18 protein-coding genes and 1 tRNA gene are annotated in these 15977 nt (G+C 56.0%); 10 read left to right on the top strand and 9 right to left on the bottom strand.

What is annotated here, in order from left to right; genetic code table 11:
- Positions 1-196 precede the first annotated feature (196 nt).
- Positions 197-853 carry a TfoX/Sxy family DNA transformation protein gene (locus CRO23_RS15470; RefSeq protein ID WP_028128001.1) on the top strand — a complete coding sequence of 219 codons (657 nt, stop codon included), beginning with the start codon at positions 197-199 and terminating at the stop codon, positions 851-853.
- 4 nt (positions 854-857) lie between these two features.
- Here CRO23_RS15470 and yccS read toward each other — a convergent pair whose 3' ends face one another.
- Together yccS and CRO23_RS15460 are read right to left on the bottom strand one after the other, a co-directional pair.
- A complete protein-coding gene (gene yccS, locus CRO23_RS15465) occupies positions 858-2993 on the bottom strand; it encodes a YccS family putative transporter (protein WP_079449429.1) in 2136 nt (711 codons plus the stop codon).
- A gap of 26 nt (positions 2994-3019) precedes the next feature.
- Positions 3020-3472, bottom strand: coding sequence for a YccF domain-containing protein (locus CRO23_RS15460; protein ID WP_004928120.1), 453 nt, complete (start codon positions 3470-3472; stop codon positions 3020-3022).
- A gap of 166 nt (positions 3473-3638) precedes the next feature.
- Here CRO23_RS15460 and helD point away from each other — a divergent pair, with 166 nt between their 5' ends.
- On the top strand, positions 3639-5693 hold the full coding sequence (gene helD, locus CRO23_RS15455; protein ID WP_016928285.1) for a DNA helicase IV: 2055 nt from the start codon (positions 3639-3641) through the stop codon (positions 5691-5693).
- 32 nt (positions 5694-5725) lie between these two features.
- On the opposite strand, the gene CRO23_RS15450 is transcribed toward helD, so the two are convergent.
- Both CRO23_RS15450 and CRO23_RS15445 read right to left on the bottom strand, forming a co-directional pair.
- Positions 5726-6184, bottom strand: a complete 459-nt coding sequence (locus CRO23_RS15450; protein WP_016928284.1) for a methylglyoxal synthase — start codon at positions 6182-6184, stop codon at positions 5726-5728.
- Positions 6185-6307: 123 nt separating this feature from the next.
- Positions 6308-6973 (bottom strand): DUF2057 family protein, encoded by a 666-nt coding sequence (locus tag CRO23_RS15445; protein ID WP_097102394.1) that lies wholly within the window; start codon positions 6971-6973, stop codon positions 6308-6310.
- 255 nt (positions 6974-7228) lie between these two features.
- On the opposite strand from CRO23_RS15445, the gene CRO23_RS15440 reads away from it, so the two are divergent.
- Complete coding sequence (locus CRO23_RS15440; RefSeq protein ID WP_033640793.1) at positions 7229-7642, top strand: CoA-binding protein; 414 nt, start codon at positions 7229-7231, stop codon at positions 7640-7642.
- 59 nt (positions 7643-7701) lie between these two features.
- Here CRO23_RS15440 and hspQ read toward each other — a convergent pair whose 3' ends face one another.
- Positions 7702-8019: a heat shock protein HspQ gene (gene hspQ / locus CRO23_RS15435; RefSeq protein ID WP_004928104.1), complete on the bottom strand. Its 318-nt coding sequence runs from the start codon at positions 8017-8019 to the stop codon at positions 7702-7704.
- A gap of 60 nt (positions 8020-8079) precedes the next feature.
- Positions 8080-9264 (bottom strand): 23S rRNA (cytosine(1962)-C(5))-methyltransferase RlmI, encoded by a 1185-nt coding sequence (gene rlmI / locus CRO23_RS15430; RefSeq protein WP_028128002.1) that lies wholly within the window; start codon positions 9262-9264, stop codon positions 8080-8082.
- Between the two features lie 379 nt (positions 9265-9643).
- Between rlmI and CRO23_RS15425 the strand changes: the two genes are divergently transcribed.
- The 3 genes from CRO23_RS15425 to yccX all read left to right on the top strand — a co-directional run bounded on the left by CRO23_RS15425 (position 9644) and on the right by yccX (position 11798).
- Positions 9644-10021 carry a hypothetical protein gene (locus CRO23_RS15425; RefSeq protein WP_028128003.1) on the top strand — a complete coding sequence of 126 codons (378 nt, stop codon included), beginning with the start codon at positions 9644-9646 and terminating at the stop codon, positions 10019-10021.
- A gap of 378 nt (positions 10022-10399) precedes the next feature.
- The gene (locus CRO23_RS15420; RefSeq protein ID WP_016928279.1) at positions 10400-11362 is read left to right on the top strand and encodes an acyltransferase family protein; all 963 of its coding nucleotides are present in this window, start codon (positions 10400-10402) and stop codon (positions 11360-11362) included.
- Positions 11363-11519: 157 nt separating this feature from the next.
- Entirely contained in the window at positions 11520-11798 is a 279-nt protein-coding gene (yccX, locus tag CRO23_RS15415; RefSeq protein ID WP_049300496.1) for an acylphosphatase, read from the top strand.
- 34 nt (positions 11799-11832) lie between these two features.
- Here yccX and tusE read toward each other — a convergent pair whose 3' ends face one another.
- Together tusE and yccA are read right to left on the bottom strand one after the other, a co-directional pair.
- Positions 11833-12162, bottom strand: coding sequence for a sulfurtransferase TusE (tusE, locus tag CRO23_RS15410; RefSeq protein WP_004928095.1), 330 nt, complete (start codon positions 12160-12162; stop codon positions 11833-11835).
- A 111-nt stretch (positions 12163-12273) separates the two neighbouring features.
- Positions 12274-12933 (bottom strand): FtsH protease modulator YccA, encoded by a 660-nt coding sequence (gene yccA / locus CRO23_RS15405; RefSeq protein ID WP_004928091.1) that lies wholly within the window; start codon positions 12931-12933, stop codon positions 12274-12276.
- 228 nt (positions 12934-13161) lie between these two features.
- Here yccA and CRO23_RS15400 point away from each other — a divergent pair.
- The 3 genes from CRO23_RS15400 to CRO23_RS15390 all read left to right on the top strand — a co-directional run bounded on the left by CRO23_RS15400 (position 13162) and on the right by CRO23_RS15390 (position 14228).
- A tRNA-Ser gene (locus tag CRO23_RS15400) sits at positions 13162-13249 on the top strand.
- A 228-nt stretch (positions 13250-13477) separates the two neighbouring features.
- On the top strand, positions 13478-13693 hold the full coding sequence (locus CRO23_RS15395; RefSeq protein WP_016928277.1) for a hypothetical protein: 216 nt from the start codon (positions 13478-13480) through the stop codon (positions 13691-13693).
- Between the two features lie 31 nt (positions 13694-13724).
- Positions 13725-14228, top strand: coding sequence for a fimbrial protein (locus CRO23_RS15390; RefSeq protein WP_228988414.1), 504 nt, complete (start codon positions 13725-13727; stop codon positions 14226-14228).
- A gap of 35 nt (positions 14229-14263) precedes the next feature.
- Here the strand turns inward: CRO23_RS15390 and soxR are convergent, their stop codons facing one another.
- Positions 14264-14737, bottom strand: a complete 474-nt coding sequence (gene soxR / locus CRO23_RS15385; RefSeq protein WP_016928275.1) for a redox-sensitive transcriptional activator SoxR — start codon at positions 14735-14737, stop codon at positions 14264-14266.
- Positions 14738-14882: 145 nt separating this feature from the next.
- Here soxR and CRO23_RS15380 point away from each other — a divergent pair, with 145 nt between their 5' ends.
- Positions 14883-15968, top strand: coding sequence for an efflux RND transporter periplasmic adaptor subunit (locus tag CRO23_RS15380; RefSeq protein WP_049300491.1), 1086 nt, complete (start codon positions 14883-14885; stop codon positions 15966-15968).
- Positions 15969-15977: the final 9 nt, after the last annotated feature.

Raw genomic sequence — 15977 nt, 5'->3', positions numbered from 1 at the left:
TACAGTATCCCTGATTTAGGATAAGATCAACCCAAATTTTCGTAGCGGCTCGCATAATTGCGATCATTTTTTGTACCGACGATTTTTGTGATTGGCAGGCGGGCGGATAGTGCGTATTTTCCTAATTAGTTGTTCACGTTACTTTTTTCATTGATGAGAGAAATAATACGGCCAGAACCTAAAAAGGAGGAACGCTATGAAAAGGATGTCGACGAGAAGAATCGCGCAGGCTAAAAATTGCTTTGCGGCGCTGGGCGCCATCACCACACGATCACAGTTTGGCGGCTATGGGCTGCTGGCTGAAGGGGTAATGTTTGCAGTGGTAGCAGAAGGTGAATTGTACTTGCGGGCTACGGCGAGCATGGAACCGGCCTTTCGCGCCCGGGGCATGGTCAATATGGTCTATTCCAAGCGCGGTGTGCCCATCACCTTGCGCTATTACTGGGTTGACGAGTCGCTGTGGCGGGAACGCAATGAGCTGGTAGGGCTGGCCTGGCAGGCTATCAGGGAAGCGCGCCGAGAACAGCGGCTCAAGGCCGGCGATCACGGCAGATTGAAGGCGTTGCCAAATATAGATGTCAACATGGAGCGCTTGCTATGGCGAGCGGGTATTCGCAATGCCTATGACCTGCGGCTGCATGGCGCTAAACGTAGCTATCTTCGCCTGCTGCAACAGCAGACCAATCTGGGTCTGCGCGTGCTGCTGTCGCTGGGCGGCGCGATAGCCGGTTATCATCAGGCGGCGTTGCCGACCGAATTGCGCAACGAACTGGTGCGCTGGTTCGATCATACGATGGCTATGCGTCGCCATGGCCATGAGCCAGTAGTTCAGGGCCCATCAAGCGGGCCCTGAATAATTAGGTTGCCTTATTGATTTGGGTATGGAGTGCGGTGAGTTCCGGCAGCAGCTCGAGCATTAGCCCCACCTGCTGCAAGACCAACTGTTCTTTGCTTTCAGGTTCTGGAACGGCTTTGCGAATACGCTCCGCCAGCTGTTCCAGCGCTTGCGCAATGCGCTGGCTGTTCCGTTCTTCCTGATGCAAGGCGCCGTCCACGTAACACACGGCATCATTGAGCAGATCGAGTGTGGCAGGGGTATTCAACCGCTCGCGGTGCGCCCCCAACGCCGAGATATAACTCAGGAGAGTATGGTTCAGGCAGAGCAGACGGAAGGCGGCTTCCTGCAACGCCTTGTCGGCCTTGGGATCGGCGGACATGTTGGAGATGACCGAAGCCAGTTCGGCATCGCTGTTGTGGGCATCTCGCCGCGCGATGCGGTAAGCGAGCCCGTTATCCTTACCCTGATGATATTGCACCAGAATGGCGTCCAGATAGCGACAGTTGGCATTCAGCGTTTTATCCACCACCGCCGGCAGTTGGCGGAACTTCCAGTCCGGCCAGATAAAGCTGACCGCCGCCCAGGCGATGGCGCAACCCAATAAGGTATCGTAAACGCGCGGGGCTGCTACTTCGAAACCTTCACCCAACAGGTTAAAGCACAGCAACACAAGCAGCGTGATGAACATCGTTGCATGGGCATACTGTACGGTGCGAAAAGCGAAGAACAAGACACCGGTGATGACGATCAACACCAGTTGTCCTTCCACTGAAGGCACGAAATAGAGGATTGGCAGGCCGATCAGGATACCGGCCAGGGTGCCGATGATGCGCAGCGCCAGGCGCCGGCGGGTCGCGTTGTAGTTCGGTTGGCAGACAAACAGGCTGGTCAACAGGATCCAGTAACCGTGCTGCATGCCGGTGAGCTGGATGAAGGCGTAACCCACGCACAGCACTACCGACATGCGGATCGCATGGCGGAACAGGGCCGACTGCGGCGTCAAATGGCGGCTGATGCGCAGTCGGATGTCGCTCCAGCCGGTTAAGCGATCGTCGGCCAGGCTGTTCTCTTCCGCCTGCCCGCTGGCCAGCGTCTGCTCTGACTCGATATTGGCCAGCTGCGCATCGATCGCATGCAGGTTTTTCAGCAGGTGCGCCAGCGCTTTGGTTTGCTCTGAATTGCCCTGGGTTTCGGCTATGCGCGCCAAGGCCTCCTGAATGCGGCTGAAGGCTGGCTCAAAACGCGGGTTGTGCTGGTATTTTTGCCGCAGCAGGATCGATTGTGCCAACTGGCGGCAGGCGCGCGCCTGCATGCTCAGCAAACGCTGGAAGCGGAATAAAATATCGCTGTGACGGAATTGCCGGCTGAGCGCGTGGTACTGAACATGGGAAGAGCTGGCGCGCTCGTGGATATCCTGCGCGACAAAATAGTAGTGCAAGGTGCGGCGGGTGCCGCGCTGGCCGCGGTCGCCTTTCAGGCGCGTCAGCAGCGAGGCTTTGGTCTGGTTCAGCAACGCGACCAACGCGCTGTTGGCCATCGCGACATCCATCCATGGCAGGTCGGCGGCGCGTTCGGCGTCGGGATCGAACAGATTGGCCTTGGCATCCAGATAATTGGCCAGTTGATCGTAACAGCGCGCCAGGTTCTCTTGCAGCGGCCGGATAGGGAACAGCAGGTGGCCCGCCAGCGTCAGCAAGTTGTACCACAGCGCGCCGATCACCAGCAGCAGCGGTTGCTGATACCAGGCATCGTACATCGAGGTGCCGAGCATGGTGTAAACCGCGATCAGCAGTGCGCCGAAGGCGATGGTGGCGTAACGCTGCCCCAAGGCGCCCAGCAAGATAAAACCGCAGGTCGACGTGGTTAAGCCGAGGGCGAACAACCAGGGATAAGGGAACAGCAGCTCGATCGACGCGGAGGCAACAAAGAAGCACACCAGCGTGATCAGCAGGTTGCGTAACCTGCCGGCCAGGCGGTCGTCCAAATCGGTCAGTGCCGCTGCCACCACGCCCAGCGTCAGCGGGATGGTCAGCTTGGGAATGCCCAGCCACCAGGGAACGGCGGTGGTGCCGATCAGCGCAATAAGAATGCGCAGGTGATACAGCAGATTGCTGTTGTAGGTATAACGACGTACTGCGGGTGCAAAAGAGCGCACGAAAAACTCCTCAAACGGAGAAAAAATTAACGCTGATGATAGTGGCGGCGAGCATTCTCAATACGCGCTTGCTGAGCCATTTCGACCGAGACGACGCGGCGCCCCACCGGCCACAGCGCGATGGCGGCTATTTTGAAATTGGCGATACCGACCGGAATGCCGATGATTGAAACGCATTGCACGATACCGGCGGCGATGTGCGACAGGCACAGCCACCAGCCGAACAGCACCAGCCAAATAATGTTGAGCAGCGAGCCGCCGGCGGAGAGCAGCGCATTGCTTTTTTCCGGATACAGTTCATCGACGTGTATCGCTTCGTTGCCGAACGGCACCAGCGACAGCTTGGTGATTTCCCAACAGGAGCGGGTAAGCGGCAGTGTGATGACCAGCAGCACGCTGAACACCGTAGCAATAAGCCAGCCTAGCGTGGTGAAGAAACCGCCCAACACAAAATTAAGAATATTCAGTACAGTACGCATAGACGTCATTCTGCTCTAATGATAGCCAAACCGCGATGCGGGCGTATTCACGATAAAAACGCAAAATCTATTCTACCCTTTTTTTAGCGCTAGAGTGCCACTGCTTATCGCAGGTAAACTGGCAGATATCCGTTATTTACTCTCAACATAGTCATGGCGCGACGATATGGAACTTAAAGCGACATCGCTGGGGAAACACCTGGCTCAGCACCCTTATAACCGCGTGCGGTTGCTGCACGCCGGCGTTGAGGTGAGCGGGGAAAAACATGAATACCTGATCCCCTTCAATCAACTGATTCAGGTCAGGTGCAAACGCGGCATCGTCTGGGGCGAGCTGGAATTTGAATTGCCGGACGAAAAAGTGGTGCGACTGCACGGCACCGAATGGCAGGAAACGCAGCGTTTTTATCACTATCTGCAGCAGGCGTGGCAGCAGTGGAGCGCCGAAATGAGTGAGGTCAGCGCCGGCGTGTTGCAACAGCAGGTGGCACAGATTCAGCGCATAGAACAGCAAGATAAATGGTTCAAAAAGTCTGAGCTGGGCAAGCTGCAACAGCAAATCCGTGAGGCTTTCTCCGCGCTGCCGATGCCGGTAGCGCGCCTGGATGAATTCGATAACTGCCGGGCCGATTACCATCTGTGTCTGCAATGGCTGCAGCAGGGGCAACGCAGCGTTGAACAACGCAACCGGCAGTGGACCGATCGCATGCTGGAGCAACATCACGACTTCTTCCAGACCGTCGAAAGCTCACCGCTCAACGACGCCCAGAGCCGCGCGGTGGTCAACGGCGAGGATTCCGTGCTGGTGTTGGCCGGCGCCGGCAGCGGCAAAACGTCGGTGCTGGTGGCGCGCGCCGGCTGGCTGCTGCGCCGTCAGGAGGCGGAACCGGGGCAAATCTTGCTGTTGGCGTTCGGCCGTCAGGCTGCCGGCGAGATGAACGACCGCATCAAAGAACGTTTGGGCGATGTCGGCATTCAGGCCAAGACCTTCCATGCCTTGGCGCTGCAAATCATTCAACAAGGCAGCCGCAAAGCGCCGGCCATCAGCCGGTTGGAAACCGATGCCAAAGCGCGCAAAGAGCTGCTGATTACCCATTGGCGCCAACAGTGCGCAGAGAAGAAAGCGCAGGCCAAGGGGTGGCGTCAATGGTTGACCGAAGAGCTGGAGTGGGAAGTGCCGGAAGGCGATTTCTGGCAGGATAAGCGCCTGGCGGATCGCCTGGCAAGCCGGTTGGAACGCTGGTTGGGGCTGATGCGCATGCACGGCGGCAGCCAGGCGGAAATGATTGAGCAGGCGGATGAAGAAATCCGCGATCTGTTTTCAAAACGCATCCGGCTGATGGCGCCGCTGCTGAAAGCCTGGAAAAGCGCCTTGAAAGAGGAAGGGGCGGTGGACTTCTCCGGCCTGATCCATCAGGCAGTCAACATTCTCGACAAGGGGCGCTTCGTCAGCCCGTGGAAACATATTCTGGTCGACGAGTTTCAGGATATCTCACCGCAGCGTGCACTGTTGCTGGCGGCATTGCGCCGACAGAACAAGCAGACCTGCCTGTTTGCGGTGGGGGATGACTGGCAGGCGATTTATCGCTTCAGCGGCGCAGAATTGACGTTAACCACGGCCTTCGCCACGAACTTTGGCGAAGGCGCGCAGTGCGCGCTGGATACCACCTATCGCTTCAATGAACGTATCGGCGAGGTGGCCAACCGGTTCGTGCAGCAAAACCCGCACCAGCTGAAAAAACCGCTCAACAGCCTGAGCAAGGGCAATAAAAAGTCGGTGGCGATCCTGCCGCACGAACAACTGGAGCCCTTGCTGGATAAACTGAGCGGCTATGCCAAGCCGGATGAGCGCATCCTGGTGCTGGCGCGTTACCACCATCTGAAACCGGAAGCGCTGGCGAAAGCGGCCACCCGTTGGCCTAAACTGAATCTGGAGTTTATGACCATCCATGCCAGCAAGGGGCAGCAGGCGGAATACGTCATCATTGCCGGTTTGCATGAGGGGCGTGACGGCTTCCCCGCCGTGGCGCGCGAGTCGGTGTTGGAAGAGGTGCTACTGCCGCAGCCGGAGGATTTCCCGGATGCCGAAGAACGCCGTCTGCTGTATGTCGCGTTAACTCGAGCTAAACATCAGGTATGGCTGTTGCAGGATCGTGAACGCCCTTCGGTATTCGTTGAACATCTGCAGGATCTTGGCGTACCGGTGCAGAAAAAACCGTAAGCTCGGGCCTGGCGGCAGCCAGGCCGTGAGGACTATTTCAGGCGGTCTTGCAGGTAGCGCTGATAGTCGGGAATAGCGATCTCCACCTCGTTTTTGAACAGCGGAGAGTCGATCAGAAAGTCTGCGGTCGAGCGGTTGGTGGCCACCGGAATATTCCATACGGTCGCCAGCCGTAGCAGCGCCTTCACGTCCGGATCGTGCGGCACCGCGTTCAGCGGATCCCAGAAGAAGATCAGCATGTCTATCTTGCCTTCCGCAATCAGTGCGCCAACCTGCTGATCGCCGCCCATCGGGCCACTCAGCATGCTGGTGACGGGAATGCCGCTGGCGCGCTGGATCAGATTACCGGTCGTGCCGGTGGCGTAAAGCTGATGCTGCGCAAGAATGGTCTTGTGGCTTTCTACCCACTCCAACAGGGCCTGTTTGCGGTGATCGTGTGCCACCAGCGCAATATGTTTGCGCGCGGCGATAGTGCGGGTAGTCAATTCCATCTCGGTGTCCTTCGCTAATCAGGGGATGTGCGACAGATTACTGAAACTGTTTTTCACTGCCTAGCGTTTGCGCCTGAAAATGCGAAGAAAAGGCGCCTTTGCGGGGAAAGACGCCGGGAGGGATCAGCGAATCGGTTGTTTATTGGCCCAGCGCAGAAAGCGCTTCTGTGTTTCCTTGTCGGCCTGTTGGAACCAGTATTGCAACATCTGTTCCGACACGTTCTCACCTTTCAACGTCACCGTCGGGGCATTCAGCGGCGCGCCGGCCAACGCGAGGGTTGAGGGATTGCCTGCGTTCGCCTGCACAAAGGCCGGAACGGAGGCCGGGCGGTTCTGGCGGTTGTAATCGGCCATCACCTTTTCCAAATCGGTATTGAAGGTGACGCTGTCGGGATGCAGCGCATCATGCCGGAATGGCAAGGCGTTGCCGTCTTTATCGACCACCAGATAATTTAACGTTCTGTCAAAGCGTTGCGCATCACGATCGTTCTCGATGCGCGGCAGTTCGATCGCCACTTGGCTGATCTTTTGCGTATTGAAGGTGGCAACCAGCGGCAGGGACGTATAGGCCTGTGTATGCTGGCCGGAGCGTACGGTTTTGGTCACTTTAAACAGCAACTGGTGCTGCCCGCCGTCCAGTTCAAGGCTGTCGGCACCTTTTAACAACGAACCTGTCATTTTCTTGCCGTCGACCACCAGCAGGTCGATGTCCGGGGAGAGTTTCAGGGTCGTAGCCGCGGCAGGCATACTGATGCTGAGCAACGCCGCAACCACCAGACCAAATTTCATCATTATCTCCTTATAAAGTGACGTAGCTCTAAGTGTTGAACACGGCATAGGTTGTGTCAAAATTTTTCAATCGGGTATTTTGTTTACATTTTTACATATTTTATCGCGATTAGACACGACCGTGCGCAGCTGAACCGCGACAGCCTCTGACCATAAGATTGCGGTGAAGTTTCCCTCGCGTTGCGTTTAACCGAGCGAATGCCGATCGGTTACACTCGAAATGGAAAGTGACGCAGTGATAAACGGGAGTTGAAGATGCAAGATCAAGAGATTGTTGAGCTGTTGCAGCAAGTGAAAACTATCGCGCTGGTCGGCGCCAGCGATAACCCGTCGCGGCCCAGCTATGGGGTGATGGCGTATCTGTTGGCACAAGGGTATCAGGTGATACCGGTCAGCCCAAAACTGGCGGGGCAGACGCTGCTGGGGCAGCCGGTTTACCCTACGCTGGCCGCTATCCCACAGCCGGTGGATATGGTTGACGTGTTTCGCAATTCAGAGGCGGCTTACGGCGTGGCGCAAGAGGCGATAGCGATCGGCGCCAGGGCGCTGTGGCTGCAGATAGGGGTGATTAACGATCAGGCGGCGGCGCTGGCGCAACAGGCTGGGCTGCGCGTGGTGATGGATCGCTGCCCGAAAATAGAAATACCGCGTTTAGGGCTGGAGCGCTAAATAAAAAAGGGCCTGGCGCGATGCCGGGCCCTCTCGGGGTTTCTCAGGTCTTGGCGCGGTCAATTGCGCAAACGTGGCGCCTGTAACTGGTGACGGATGGATTCCGCCAGTTCATCCAGCGATGGTTGCTCGGGGTGCGCTTCCTGGGGCTCGCCATCCAGCTGCGCTTCCGCCAGATAGGTGTGCACCGGTTGGCCTTCCTCGTCTTCCATCACCACGTGGTACCAAGGGGCGGAACGCAGTTCGTCGTTCGCCGCTATCTCGTCAGCTTTGGGTTGTTCTAAAGAGTATTCCGGGTCGATATCGATCACGACGCCCAAATACCCCAGCAGTTTATGCCTAACCTGTTGTCCGATACCGAATTTGCTGGCAATCATGATGACCTCCTGAGAAACAATGCCTTGCTCATATATGGGGGCAAGGCAGCGCATTTCAAGTTACATCACCCGACAAGCGAAGCCTTTCAGATACAGCCCCTCAGGATACGTGGCGATCACCGGGTGATCGGCAGCCTGGCGGAACTGCTCTATAAATTGTACATCACGTCCGGCATCTACAGCGGCATCGGCCAAAATTTTCTGGAACAGGTCGGTCGGCATCAGGCCGGAGCAGGAGAAGCTGAGCAGAATGCCGCCTGGATTCAGCAACTGCAGCGCCAGCATGTTGATGTCTTTGTAGCCGCGGCAGGCGCTGGCCAACTGATTCTTGTTCTCGACGAACTTAGGCGGATCCATGATGATCAGATCGAATTTTTCGCCTTGAGCGCGGTAGTTGCGCAGCAGTTGGAACACGTCATCGCGAACGAACTCCGCCTTGCTCAGGTCCAGCTTGTTGAGCTCGACATTCTGTTTTGCGATGTCCAGCGCCGCCTGTGAGGTATCCACGCTGATCACTTGCTCGCAGCCGCCCATCAGAGCGGAAACGGCGAAGGCGCCGGTGTAGGAGAAGCAGTTCAGCACCCGGCGGCCGGCAGAGTAGTTCCGCGCCGCCAGGCGACTGTCGCGCTGGTCGAGGTAGAAACCGGTCTTGTGCCCTTGCTGAATGTCCACCAGCAGCTTCATGCCGTGCTCGGTAATAGGCAGCAGTTCCGGCGGCAGATCGCCCAGCACCGGGCCCTGCGCCAGCGGCAGGCCTTCTTTTTTACGCACCGCAACGTCGGAGCGATCGTAAATCGAACATTCCGGGTAGCAATGCTGCAGGGCGGAAAGCAGGGCCGGGCGCTGGTATTCGGCACCGGCGGACAGCAGCTGCAGCACCAGGAAATTCTGGAAGCGATCGATAGTGATGCCCGGCAGGCCGTCGGACTCGCCGGCGATCAGGCGGTATCCGTCCAGACCGTCACGCTGCGCGACCCAATCACGCCAGCTTTGCGCTTGCTGCAGGCGGCGAATGAAGAAATCGATGTTAATCTCTTCATCCTGTTGGAAAGTCCAGACGCGTGCGCGGATCTGCGACTCGGGCGAATAGGCGCCGCGCGCCAGCCACTTGCCCTGGCTGTCGAGGATATCGATGGTTTCACCGGAGAGGGCTTTACCCTCAACGCGTTGAACGGCGCCGGAGAACACCCAAGGGTGGCGACGGAGTAAGGACTTTTCACGTCCTTTGGCGAGATGTAAGCGCATGGTTAAACTACTTTTTATTCAATGGGTTAATTGGCGGGTTTGAAGAATTGCCAAAATAAGTTCGTCATCATAGCTGAATCTTACGGTGTTCACTACCGCGTTGGCTCGGATTGTATCGCGTTATCTCTGCTGACGTCACACCGAAGAGAGAGAAAGTGCAGCCTTCAAACTGAAGAAATGACAGCTTAAATAGGTGTATTATAGCGAGGTAGAGATGAACGCACGTCGATCAGCGAGTGAAGGCGCCTCGTTACCTGTAGGCGCCGATATTCGTCTGAGGCATTATGCTTTATAGGAAATAAGGCTGAATAGTAATGTTTTATTTTAATTAAGAGTGTTGCTGATTGTTTTTAAGATATGAATTGAAGGGAGTGCACCAGTGAGGATGTTTTTGTTTTTAATTTTTTTTATGACGACTAACACAGTATTAGCTAACGAGTGGGTTTTTCATGGTGATGAAAACACTATAAGTGATGGAGTATTAAAGATTTCGGTTCAGGCCGGGCATTATAAAATTTCATTTCCACCCACTGCGAACCCAAACTCAGGTGCTGTGTTGATTAACGGCGAGCGATTTTACGGCAACCGTTATTTTGGATTCGACGGCGAGCAAGCGGACAGAATGATTGATAGGTTATTAAAGGTAAAAAATGCTCAGGTTGAATATGATGATCGTTTTAAAACGAAAGTCGTTCGCAAGTTGGTTGATTTCTCTGATATTACATCATCCCTCGATAACTTGAAAAAAAATCATTGACGCCTCTCACATAATCGTCAATGGAGCAGATGGCTTTACTCGAAATAGGAATAGCGCTGCCGCTTGGTTGTCCGACGGTAAGTGTAACAACGACGGCGTGTCGACGGTGCGCTTTCTTGTGAGCAAGCAGAGCCTATCATTCAATGAGGGTTGGGGGTTATTTTTTTAATTAATTGATTACTATCGTTTTGTTGTCGTGGTAATTGACTTCAGACTGTCGTTTGCCTCACGGAGGAAGGCCTATCCTCCGGGCGACGGTTTGTAAGTTCTTTGTAAGTTTTTTGTGATTTTTAGGTTTTTTCGCATTGACAAAAATCTTAACTTAATCTGTTATTGAGCACCTGATATTTATTATTTAGATGTTAGGATTTTTCTTAAATGGCTAAAGAAAGAAGCTTATCGTTTGATTTTTTGAAAGGGTTGCTTATCTTGCTCGTCATTGTGGGACATGTATTGCCTGGCAGTGCTGATGTTGGTTTACGTGGGGCAATATATTATTTCCATATGCCGCTTTTTCTAGGGGTGACGGGCTACTTTGTTCGGCGCTATTTTCTTGATGGCGGCGTGATTAGCGTGCTGAAAAAGTATCAGTGGCGAATGATAATTCCTTATGTTTTGGCGTTCGTTGTTTACAGTGTTTATTCTCTTTACTTCTCAGAAGAAGTAGGCTTAAAGCAACTCATCGGTCTATTTCTCTACCCCTACTATCATCTTTGGTATATCCCAGCAGTGATCATATTTGTGCTATATACTATGGTCATTTACAAGAGTAATTTCTTACTCGGTTTCTTTCTGTTCACTTCCGCCATATTGTCTATTGTCTGGTACTGTTACGCCGACACGCTGGAAAACCAATATGCCTGGCTGAAATTCATTGGTGATAAGCGTTTCTATTATTACTACTCCTTCTTTTTATTAGGCTTCCTGGTGGGGGATAAGAATTTTTACGGTAATCCGCTGGCATTGTTCGCTATCGCGTTGGCCGTAGGTATATTAGGGTATTATGAACCGAGCGGGGCACTGCTGGATGCCGCCTCATGGTTTGCATTTAATGCTGCGCTGTTGTTGTTGATGCTGAGTTTGTGTAAGCGCCTGAAGCTAAGAATTGAGGGCTTAGTGGTCAAAATGGGGCAGGTATCTCTGCCTATTTATCTTTGGCATGTGTTACCCATTTTGCTTGTCGGAGCAATGGTCGATAAGGATTCGTCAGGTTTTTATCTCAGCGTAACGGCCATTATTTTCGCCCTGGTCATCATATTTATCCGCTTGCGTGGCAAAAGCAGATTTATCGACTCTTTCTTTTACGGGGAAAGGGCCAACTGGCTACCCGCCGAAAAATAGAACGTCTGTCCCGGCCGAGGGGACTCGGCCGTCTACTTTTTACGTAAGCCTCCATTAGACAAATTGTTGTCCTATGGCTCCCTGTCTCTTTATCTTTTGATTGAGTTTCTATACTCAATACATCCTTATTCTTTAGACAAGACAACAGGGGGCGATTATGTCACAAGTTTGCATTGCTGCGTATGTGTATGGCGTGGTGCAGGGGGTAGGGTTCCGCTATTCCACTCAGCGGCAGGCCGAGGCGTTGGGGGTGACCGGCTATGCGCGCAATCTCGATGACGGCAGCGTTCAGGTGGTGGCCTGCGGCACACAGGCGCAGGTGGATAAGCTGGTGGAGTGGTTGAAACAGGGCGGCCCGCGCAGCGCGCGCGTCGAACGCGTGCTGGTGGAGCCGCAGGGGGTGGCCGATTACGCCGGGTTTGGCATTCGCTACTGAATGCTCGCCTGCAGCGGCGCTGCGGGCTGAGCGGTCAGATGCATTTCACCGGTTTCGGCAAGCCGGCGATTTTGGTGGCTTGTTTGGCCGGCCCTTTCGGAAACAGGCGATACAGATAGCGGCTGTTGCCTTTTTCTTCGCCGTATTTCTGCGCCATGGCTTTGACCAGCATGCGAATAGCCGGCGAAGTATTGAATTCCTGATAGAAGTCGCGCACGAAGCGCACCACTTCCCAGTGTGCTTCGGTGAGCACGATCTCTTCCTGCGCGGCCAGCAGCGGCGCCAGGCCTTCATGCCAGTCGGCGCTGTTTTTCAGATAGCCCTGCGCGTCAGTGTCGATAACCTGACCTTCAAACTCCAACATACTGCCTCGATAACGGATAATTCGGAACGGCCGCCAGTTTAGCAAATTTTTTCGGCCGCAAAAAACAAAGCCCCGCCGGAGCGGGGCCTGGAAGGCATGCGTAACGCGCGATCAGTTGCTGCGGGCGAAGCCCAGAATGCTCAACAGGCTGATGAACATGTTGTAGAGCGACACGTACAGGCTAACGGTGGCGCGAATGTAGTTGGTCTCGCCGCCGTGAATGATGTTGCTGGTTTCCCACAGGATCGCGCCGGCGGAGAACAGGATGAACAGCGCGCTGATAGCCAGGTGCAGAGCAGGGATCTGCAGGAACAGGTTGGCGATCACCGCCACCAGCAGCACCACAAAACCGGCCATCATCATGCCGGACAGGAACGACATGTCTTTACGGGTGGTCAGCACATACGCCGAGCAGCAGAAGAACACCGCGGCGGTGCCGCCCAGCGCCAGCATGATCAGATCGCCCGCGCCGGCGTTCAGGAACGAACTGAGGATCGGGCCGAGGGCGTATCCCATGAAACCGGTCAGCGCGAAAGCCGCCAGAATGCCCGCCGGGCTGTTGGCCAGTTTATGGGTCAGGAACATCAGGCCGTAGAAACCGACCAGCATCAGCAGCAAGCCTGGCGCAGGCAGACCCAACATCGTACTGGCGGTCGCGGTCAGGGCTGAGAAAGCCAGGGTCAGGGATAACAGGAAATAGGTGTTGCGCAGGACTTTATGCGTGCTGAGCAGCGAGTCGCGCGAAGAAGATGAGACGACAATGCGGTCCATAATGATGCTCTCTCTTATCAGGCCATCACAAAATAATCCCGATGATAGGCAGCGCAAGCGCTTGATTAAAGTTTGTTTACCAATCTTTACCCTTAGTTATCATTATGGCAACAACGGGGAAGGTGTTCGTTTGATCGCCGCTTGCTTTGCCTGCGGCGATTTTTCGCGCGGTTGAACGCGTTTGGGCTTTACAAGCGAATAAGGTCTGTTTATAGTGCGCGTCGTTGCGGAGGGGTGGCCGAGTGGCTGAAGGCAACGGTCTTGAAAACCGTCGACGGGAAACCGTTCCAGAGTTCGAATCTCTGCTCCTCCGCCATACATTCTGACCCCGTGCTCTCTGAGCACGGGGTTTTTTGCTTTTGCGTGCGGATAAACCGGGGCGCTTCTGCAGGAAACGCGATCGGCTATTGATAAGGGCCATGCGTCGGTGAGATTATGCACCCATCAAGGTCGGCCGCTCGGATGCCTGCTGTTGCCAGGCGTTACCGGTGCGACAAGCAACGCCGCCTTATCAATTTCGCTTAATGCTCTTATGGAGACAGAGATGAACTGGTATCAAGTCGCCTTATGGACGATGATCTTTTTGAAGTCCGGCGCTTTTCTGGTGTTCGTATGGTGGTGGATGTTCAAACGCGCGACCAAACCTTATGTCCGCCCGCAAGACGTCGTGGTGGATGATACGCCGTACGATGAGAACCTCACCATGGAAGAGGTGATGAAAAACCATGGCATTGTCCGCACGGATATGTCGGTAAAATAATCCTCCCGCCTCCCCAACCGCTATCTGGGGCGTGTTTGCCAAGAGCACGCCCCCTTGTGTTTCTTCGCTGTCTTTCTACTCCTCCCTCAACGCCGGCCTGACGGTCAGGTTGCCCAAAATGGGCATGGCGCAGGTGCTGAATAACAATCAACCCGGCTACACGCCGTTCTCGCTGAACATCAGCTGCCAGAACATGCAGCAGGAAGGCATCGCCGATCGCGCCGTTGAGATGTTCCTGTCCAGCAATAACCTGCTGGCCTCCGACGCCAGCGTGTTGACCAATGCCAATGCGGGCGGCGCGCAAGGAGTGGGGCTGCGCCTGGTCAAGCGCGACATGCCGAGCTCGCCGGTGGTATTGTCGCCTTCCAACGTCGATCGCGGCAGCGCCACTTCACTGTTTCATGTCGCCGCCGGCGGCAGCCTGAACAGTCACTTCATCATCGGCATGGGCGCTTATTATTACCCTTATCAGCGCGATGGCGTGACGCAGGGGGAAATCAACACCTCGGCCACGTTGAACATCATCTATCCCTGAGAGGCCCGGGAGAACCGGTGCGCAACCTGTTTCGCTCACCGGTGTTCCGTCGGGTGTTCGAAAATATGCGCGCCGGCGCCCTGTTGGCCCAAAATATCGTTTGGGTTGCGCAGCGGGCAGTCGGCGAGCGACAGGCAGCCGCAGCCGATGCAGCTGTCGAGATGGTCGCGCAGCACCGTTAGCCGTTGAATACGTTCATCCAGCGTTTTGCGCCAGGCGGAGGACAAAAGCCCCCATTGTTCTGAGGTCAGTTTGCTGCCGCTGGGAAAGCGGCCCAGCGTGGCGCGGATCTCCTCCAGTGGAATGCCCGCGCTTTGCGCGATCTTGATCACCGCGATGTAGCGCAACACCACCGGCGTGTAGCGGCGCTGGTTACCGGCGTTGCGCGTTGCCTGAATCAGCCCCTTGCTTTCGTAAAAGTGCAACGCGGATACCGCCACGCCGCTGCGCTTCGCCACTTCTCCAACGGTCAATAGCCGATAGGTGTTAATCGGTTCATTTCTTGCCATTCCACGTTCCTCAGCTTGACCTCAAGTTAACCTGAGGTTTTATAGTGCAGCCAGCCGGGCTTGGCAACCGGCATCTCTCGTCACCTGCCTGCGCTGCGTCGGGGGAAGGATGGCTTTGGCTGTAAAATCAGGAAGAAACCGTTACATGATGAAACGATACCTCATTATTGCCGCGCTGCTGGCGGCGCTCGCCGTCGCTGCGGTCGCGATGCGATCCACCGCGCGGCAAAGCGAAGGCGCGCCGGCCTATCCGCCGGTGAAAGTGGCGCTGGCGCCCGCACTGCGTGAACAGGCGGCGCGCAGTTACGCCGGCGTGGGCGAGCTGGAGGCGGCCAGCCAGGTGGAAGTGGCGGCAGAGACCAGCGGCCGCATCACGCGCATCCTGTTCGAATCCGGCCAAACGGTGCGGCAGGGGCAACTGCTGGTGCAGCTCAACGATGCGGTCGAGCAGGCTGAGCTGGTGCGCCTGCAGGCACAATTGCGCAATGCCGATCTGCTGTTGGCGCGCATGCGCAAGCTGATGAACCTCAACGCCACCGCGCGACAACAGCTGGACGATGCGCTGGCCGAACGGGATATGGCGTTCGGGGCGGTGCAGGAAACGCAGGCCAAAATCGCACAAAAGGCGATCCGCGCGCCGTTCTCCGGCACCATCGGCATTCGTCGCGTGCATGAAGGGCAATACCTCAACGCCGCCGAGGCGGTGGCGAACCTGGTGGACGCCGATACGCTGCGCGTCAACTTCTCGCTGGACGAACAAAGCAGCGCCGGGCTGGCGTTGGGGCAGGCGGTGTCGGTGCAGGTCGGGGCCTATCCCGAGCGCGCTTTCCCCGCCGCCATTACCGCTATCGACCCGATGATCGGCAAATCCCGCACCGTGCAGGTGCAGGCGACGTTGGCCAACCGTCAAGGATTGCTGAAAGCCGGTATGTACGCGGGCATTCGCGTCACGCAGCAGCAGCGCGTGGCGGTGCTGACGGTGCCGGAAACGGCGCTGACCTATACGGCGTACGGCGATACCGTGTTTCTGGCCCAGCAGGGTGAAAAGGGCATGACGGTCAAGCGCGTCTCAGTCACCGTGGGTGAGCGCAACGACGGGCGCGTCGAGATCGTCAGCGGTCTGCAGGAAGGCGACCGGGTGGTGACTTCGGGCCAGCTCAAGCTGAGCGACGGCACGGCGGCCGAGCCGGTGGCGCAGGATACTCTGAACGCCGCCCAGGCCGGTTCCTGAGGAGAGGCT

Source organism: Serratia sp. JKS296 (assembly GCF_900215445.1).
Taxonomy (GTDB): domain Bacteria; phylum Pseudomonadota; class Gammaproteobacteria; order Enterobacterales; family Enterobacteriaceae; genus Serratia; species Serratia marcescens.
Note: the sequence above shows the minus strand (reverse complement) of the source record. Positions and strands in the feature narration are given on the sequence as shown.

Coding starts and splice junctions, on each gene's coding strand:
- CRO23_RS15470 (WP_028128001.1), top strand. CDS start 197: ATGAAAAGGATGTCGACGAGAAGAATCGCGCAGGCTAAAAATTGCTTT.
- CRO23_RS15460 (WP_004928120.1), bottom strand. CDS start 3,472: ATGCGTACTGTACTGAATATTCTTAATTTTGTGTTGGGCGGTTTCTTC.
- helD (WP_016928285.1), top strand. CDS start 3,639: ATGGAACTTAAAGCGACATCGCTGGGGAAACACCTGGCTCAGCACCCT.
- CRO23_RS15450 (WP_016928284.1), bottom strand. CDS start 6,184: ATGGAATTGACTACCCGCACTATCGCCGCGCGCAAACATATTGCGCTG.
- CRO23_RS15445 (WP_097102394.1), bottom strand. CDS start 6,973: ATGAAATTTGGTCTGGTGGTTGCGGCGTTGCTCAGCATCAGTATGCCT.
- CRO23_RS15440 (WP_033640793.1), top strand. CDS start 7,229: ATGCAAGATCAAGAGATTGTTGAGCTGTTGCAGCAAGTGAAAACTATC.
- hspQ (WP_004928104.1), bottom strand. CDS start 8,019: ATGATTGCCAGCAAATTCGGTATCGGACAACAGGTTAGGCATAAACTG.
- rlmI (WP_028128002.1), bottom strand. CDS start 9,264: ATGCGCTTACATCTCGCCAAAGGACGTGAAAAGTCCTTACTCCGTCGC.
- CRO23_RS15420 (WP_016928279.1), top strand. CDS start 10,400: ATGGCTAAAGAAAGAAGCTTATCGTTTGATTTTTTGAAAGGGTTGCTT.
- yccX (WP_049300496.1), top strand. CDS start 11,520: ATGTCACAAGTTTGCATTGCTGCGTATGTGTATGGCGTGGTGCAGGGG.
- tusE (WP_004928095.1), bottom strand. CDS start 12,162: ATGTTGGAGTTTGAAGGTCAGGTTATCGACACTGACGCGCAGGGCTAT.
- yccA (WP_004928091.1), bottom strand. CDS start 12,933: ATGGACCGCATTGTCGTCTCATCTTCTTCGCGCGACTCGCTGCTCAGC.
- CRO23_RS15395 (WP_016928277.1), top strand. CDS start 13,478: ATGAACTGGTATCAAGTCGCCTTATGGACGATGATCTTTTTGAAGTCC.
- soxR (WP_016928275.1), bottom strand. CDS start 14,737: ATGGCAAGAAATGAACCGATTAACACCTATCGGCTATTGACCGTTGGA.
- CRO23_RS15380 (WP_049300491.1), top strand. CDS start 14,883: ATGATGAAACGATACCTCATTATTGCCGCGCTGCTGGCGGCGCTCGCC.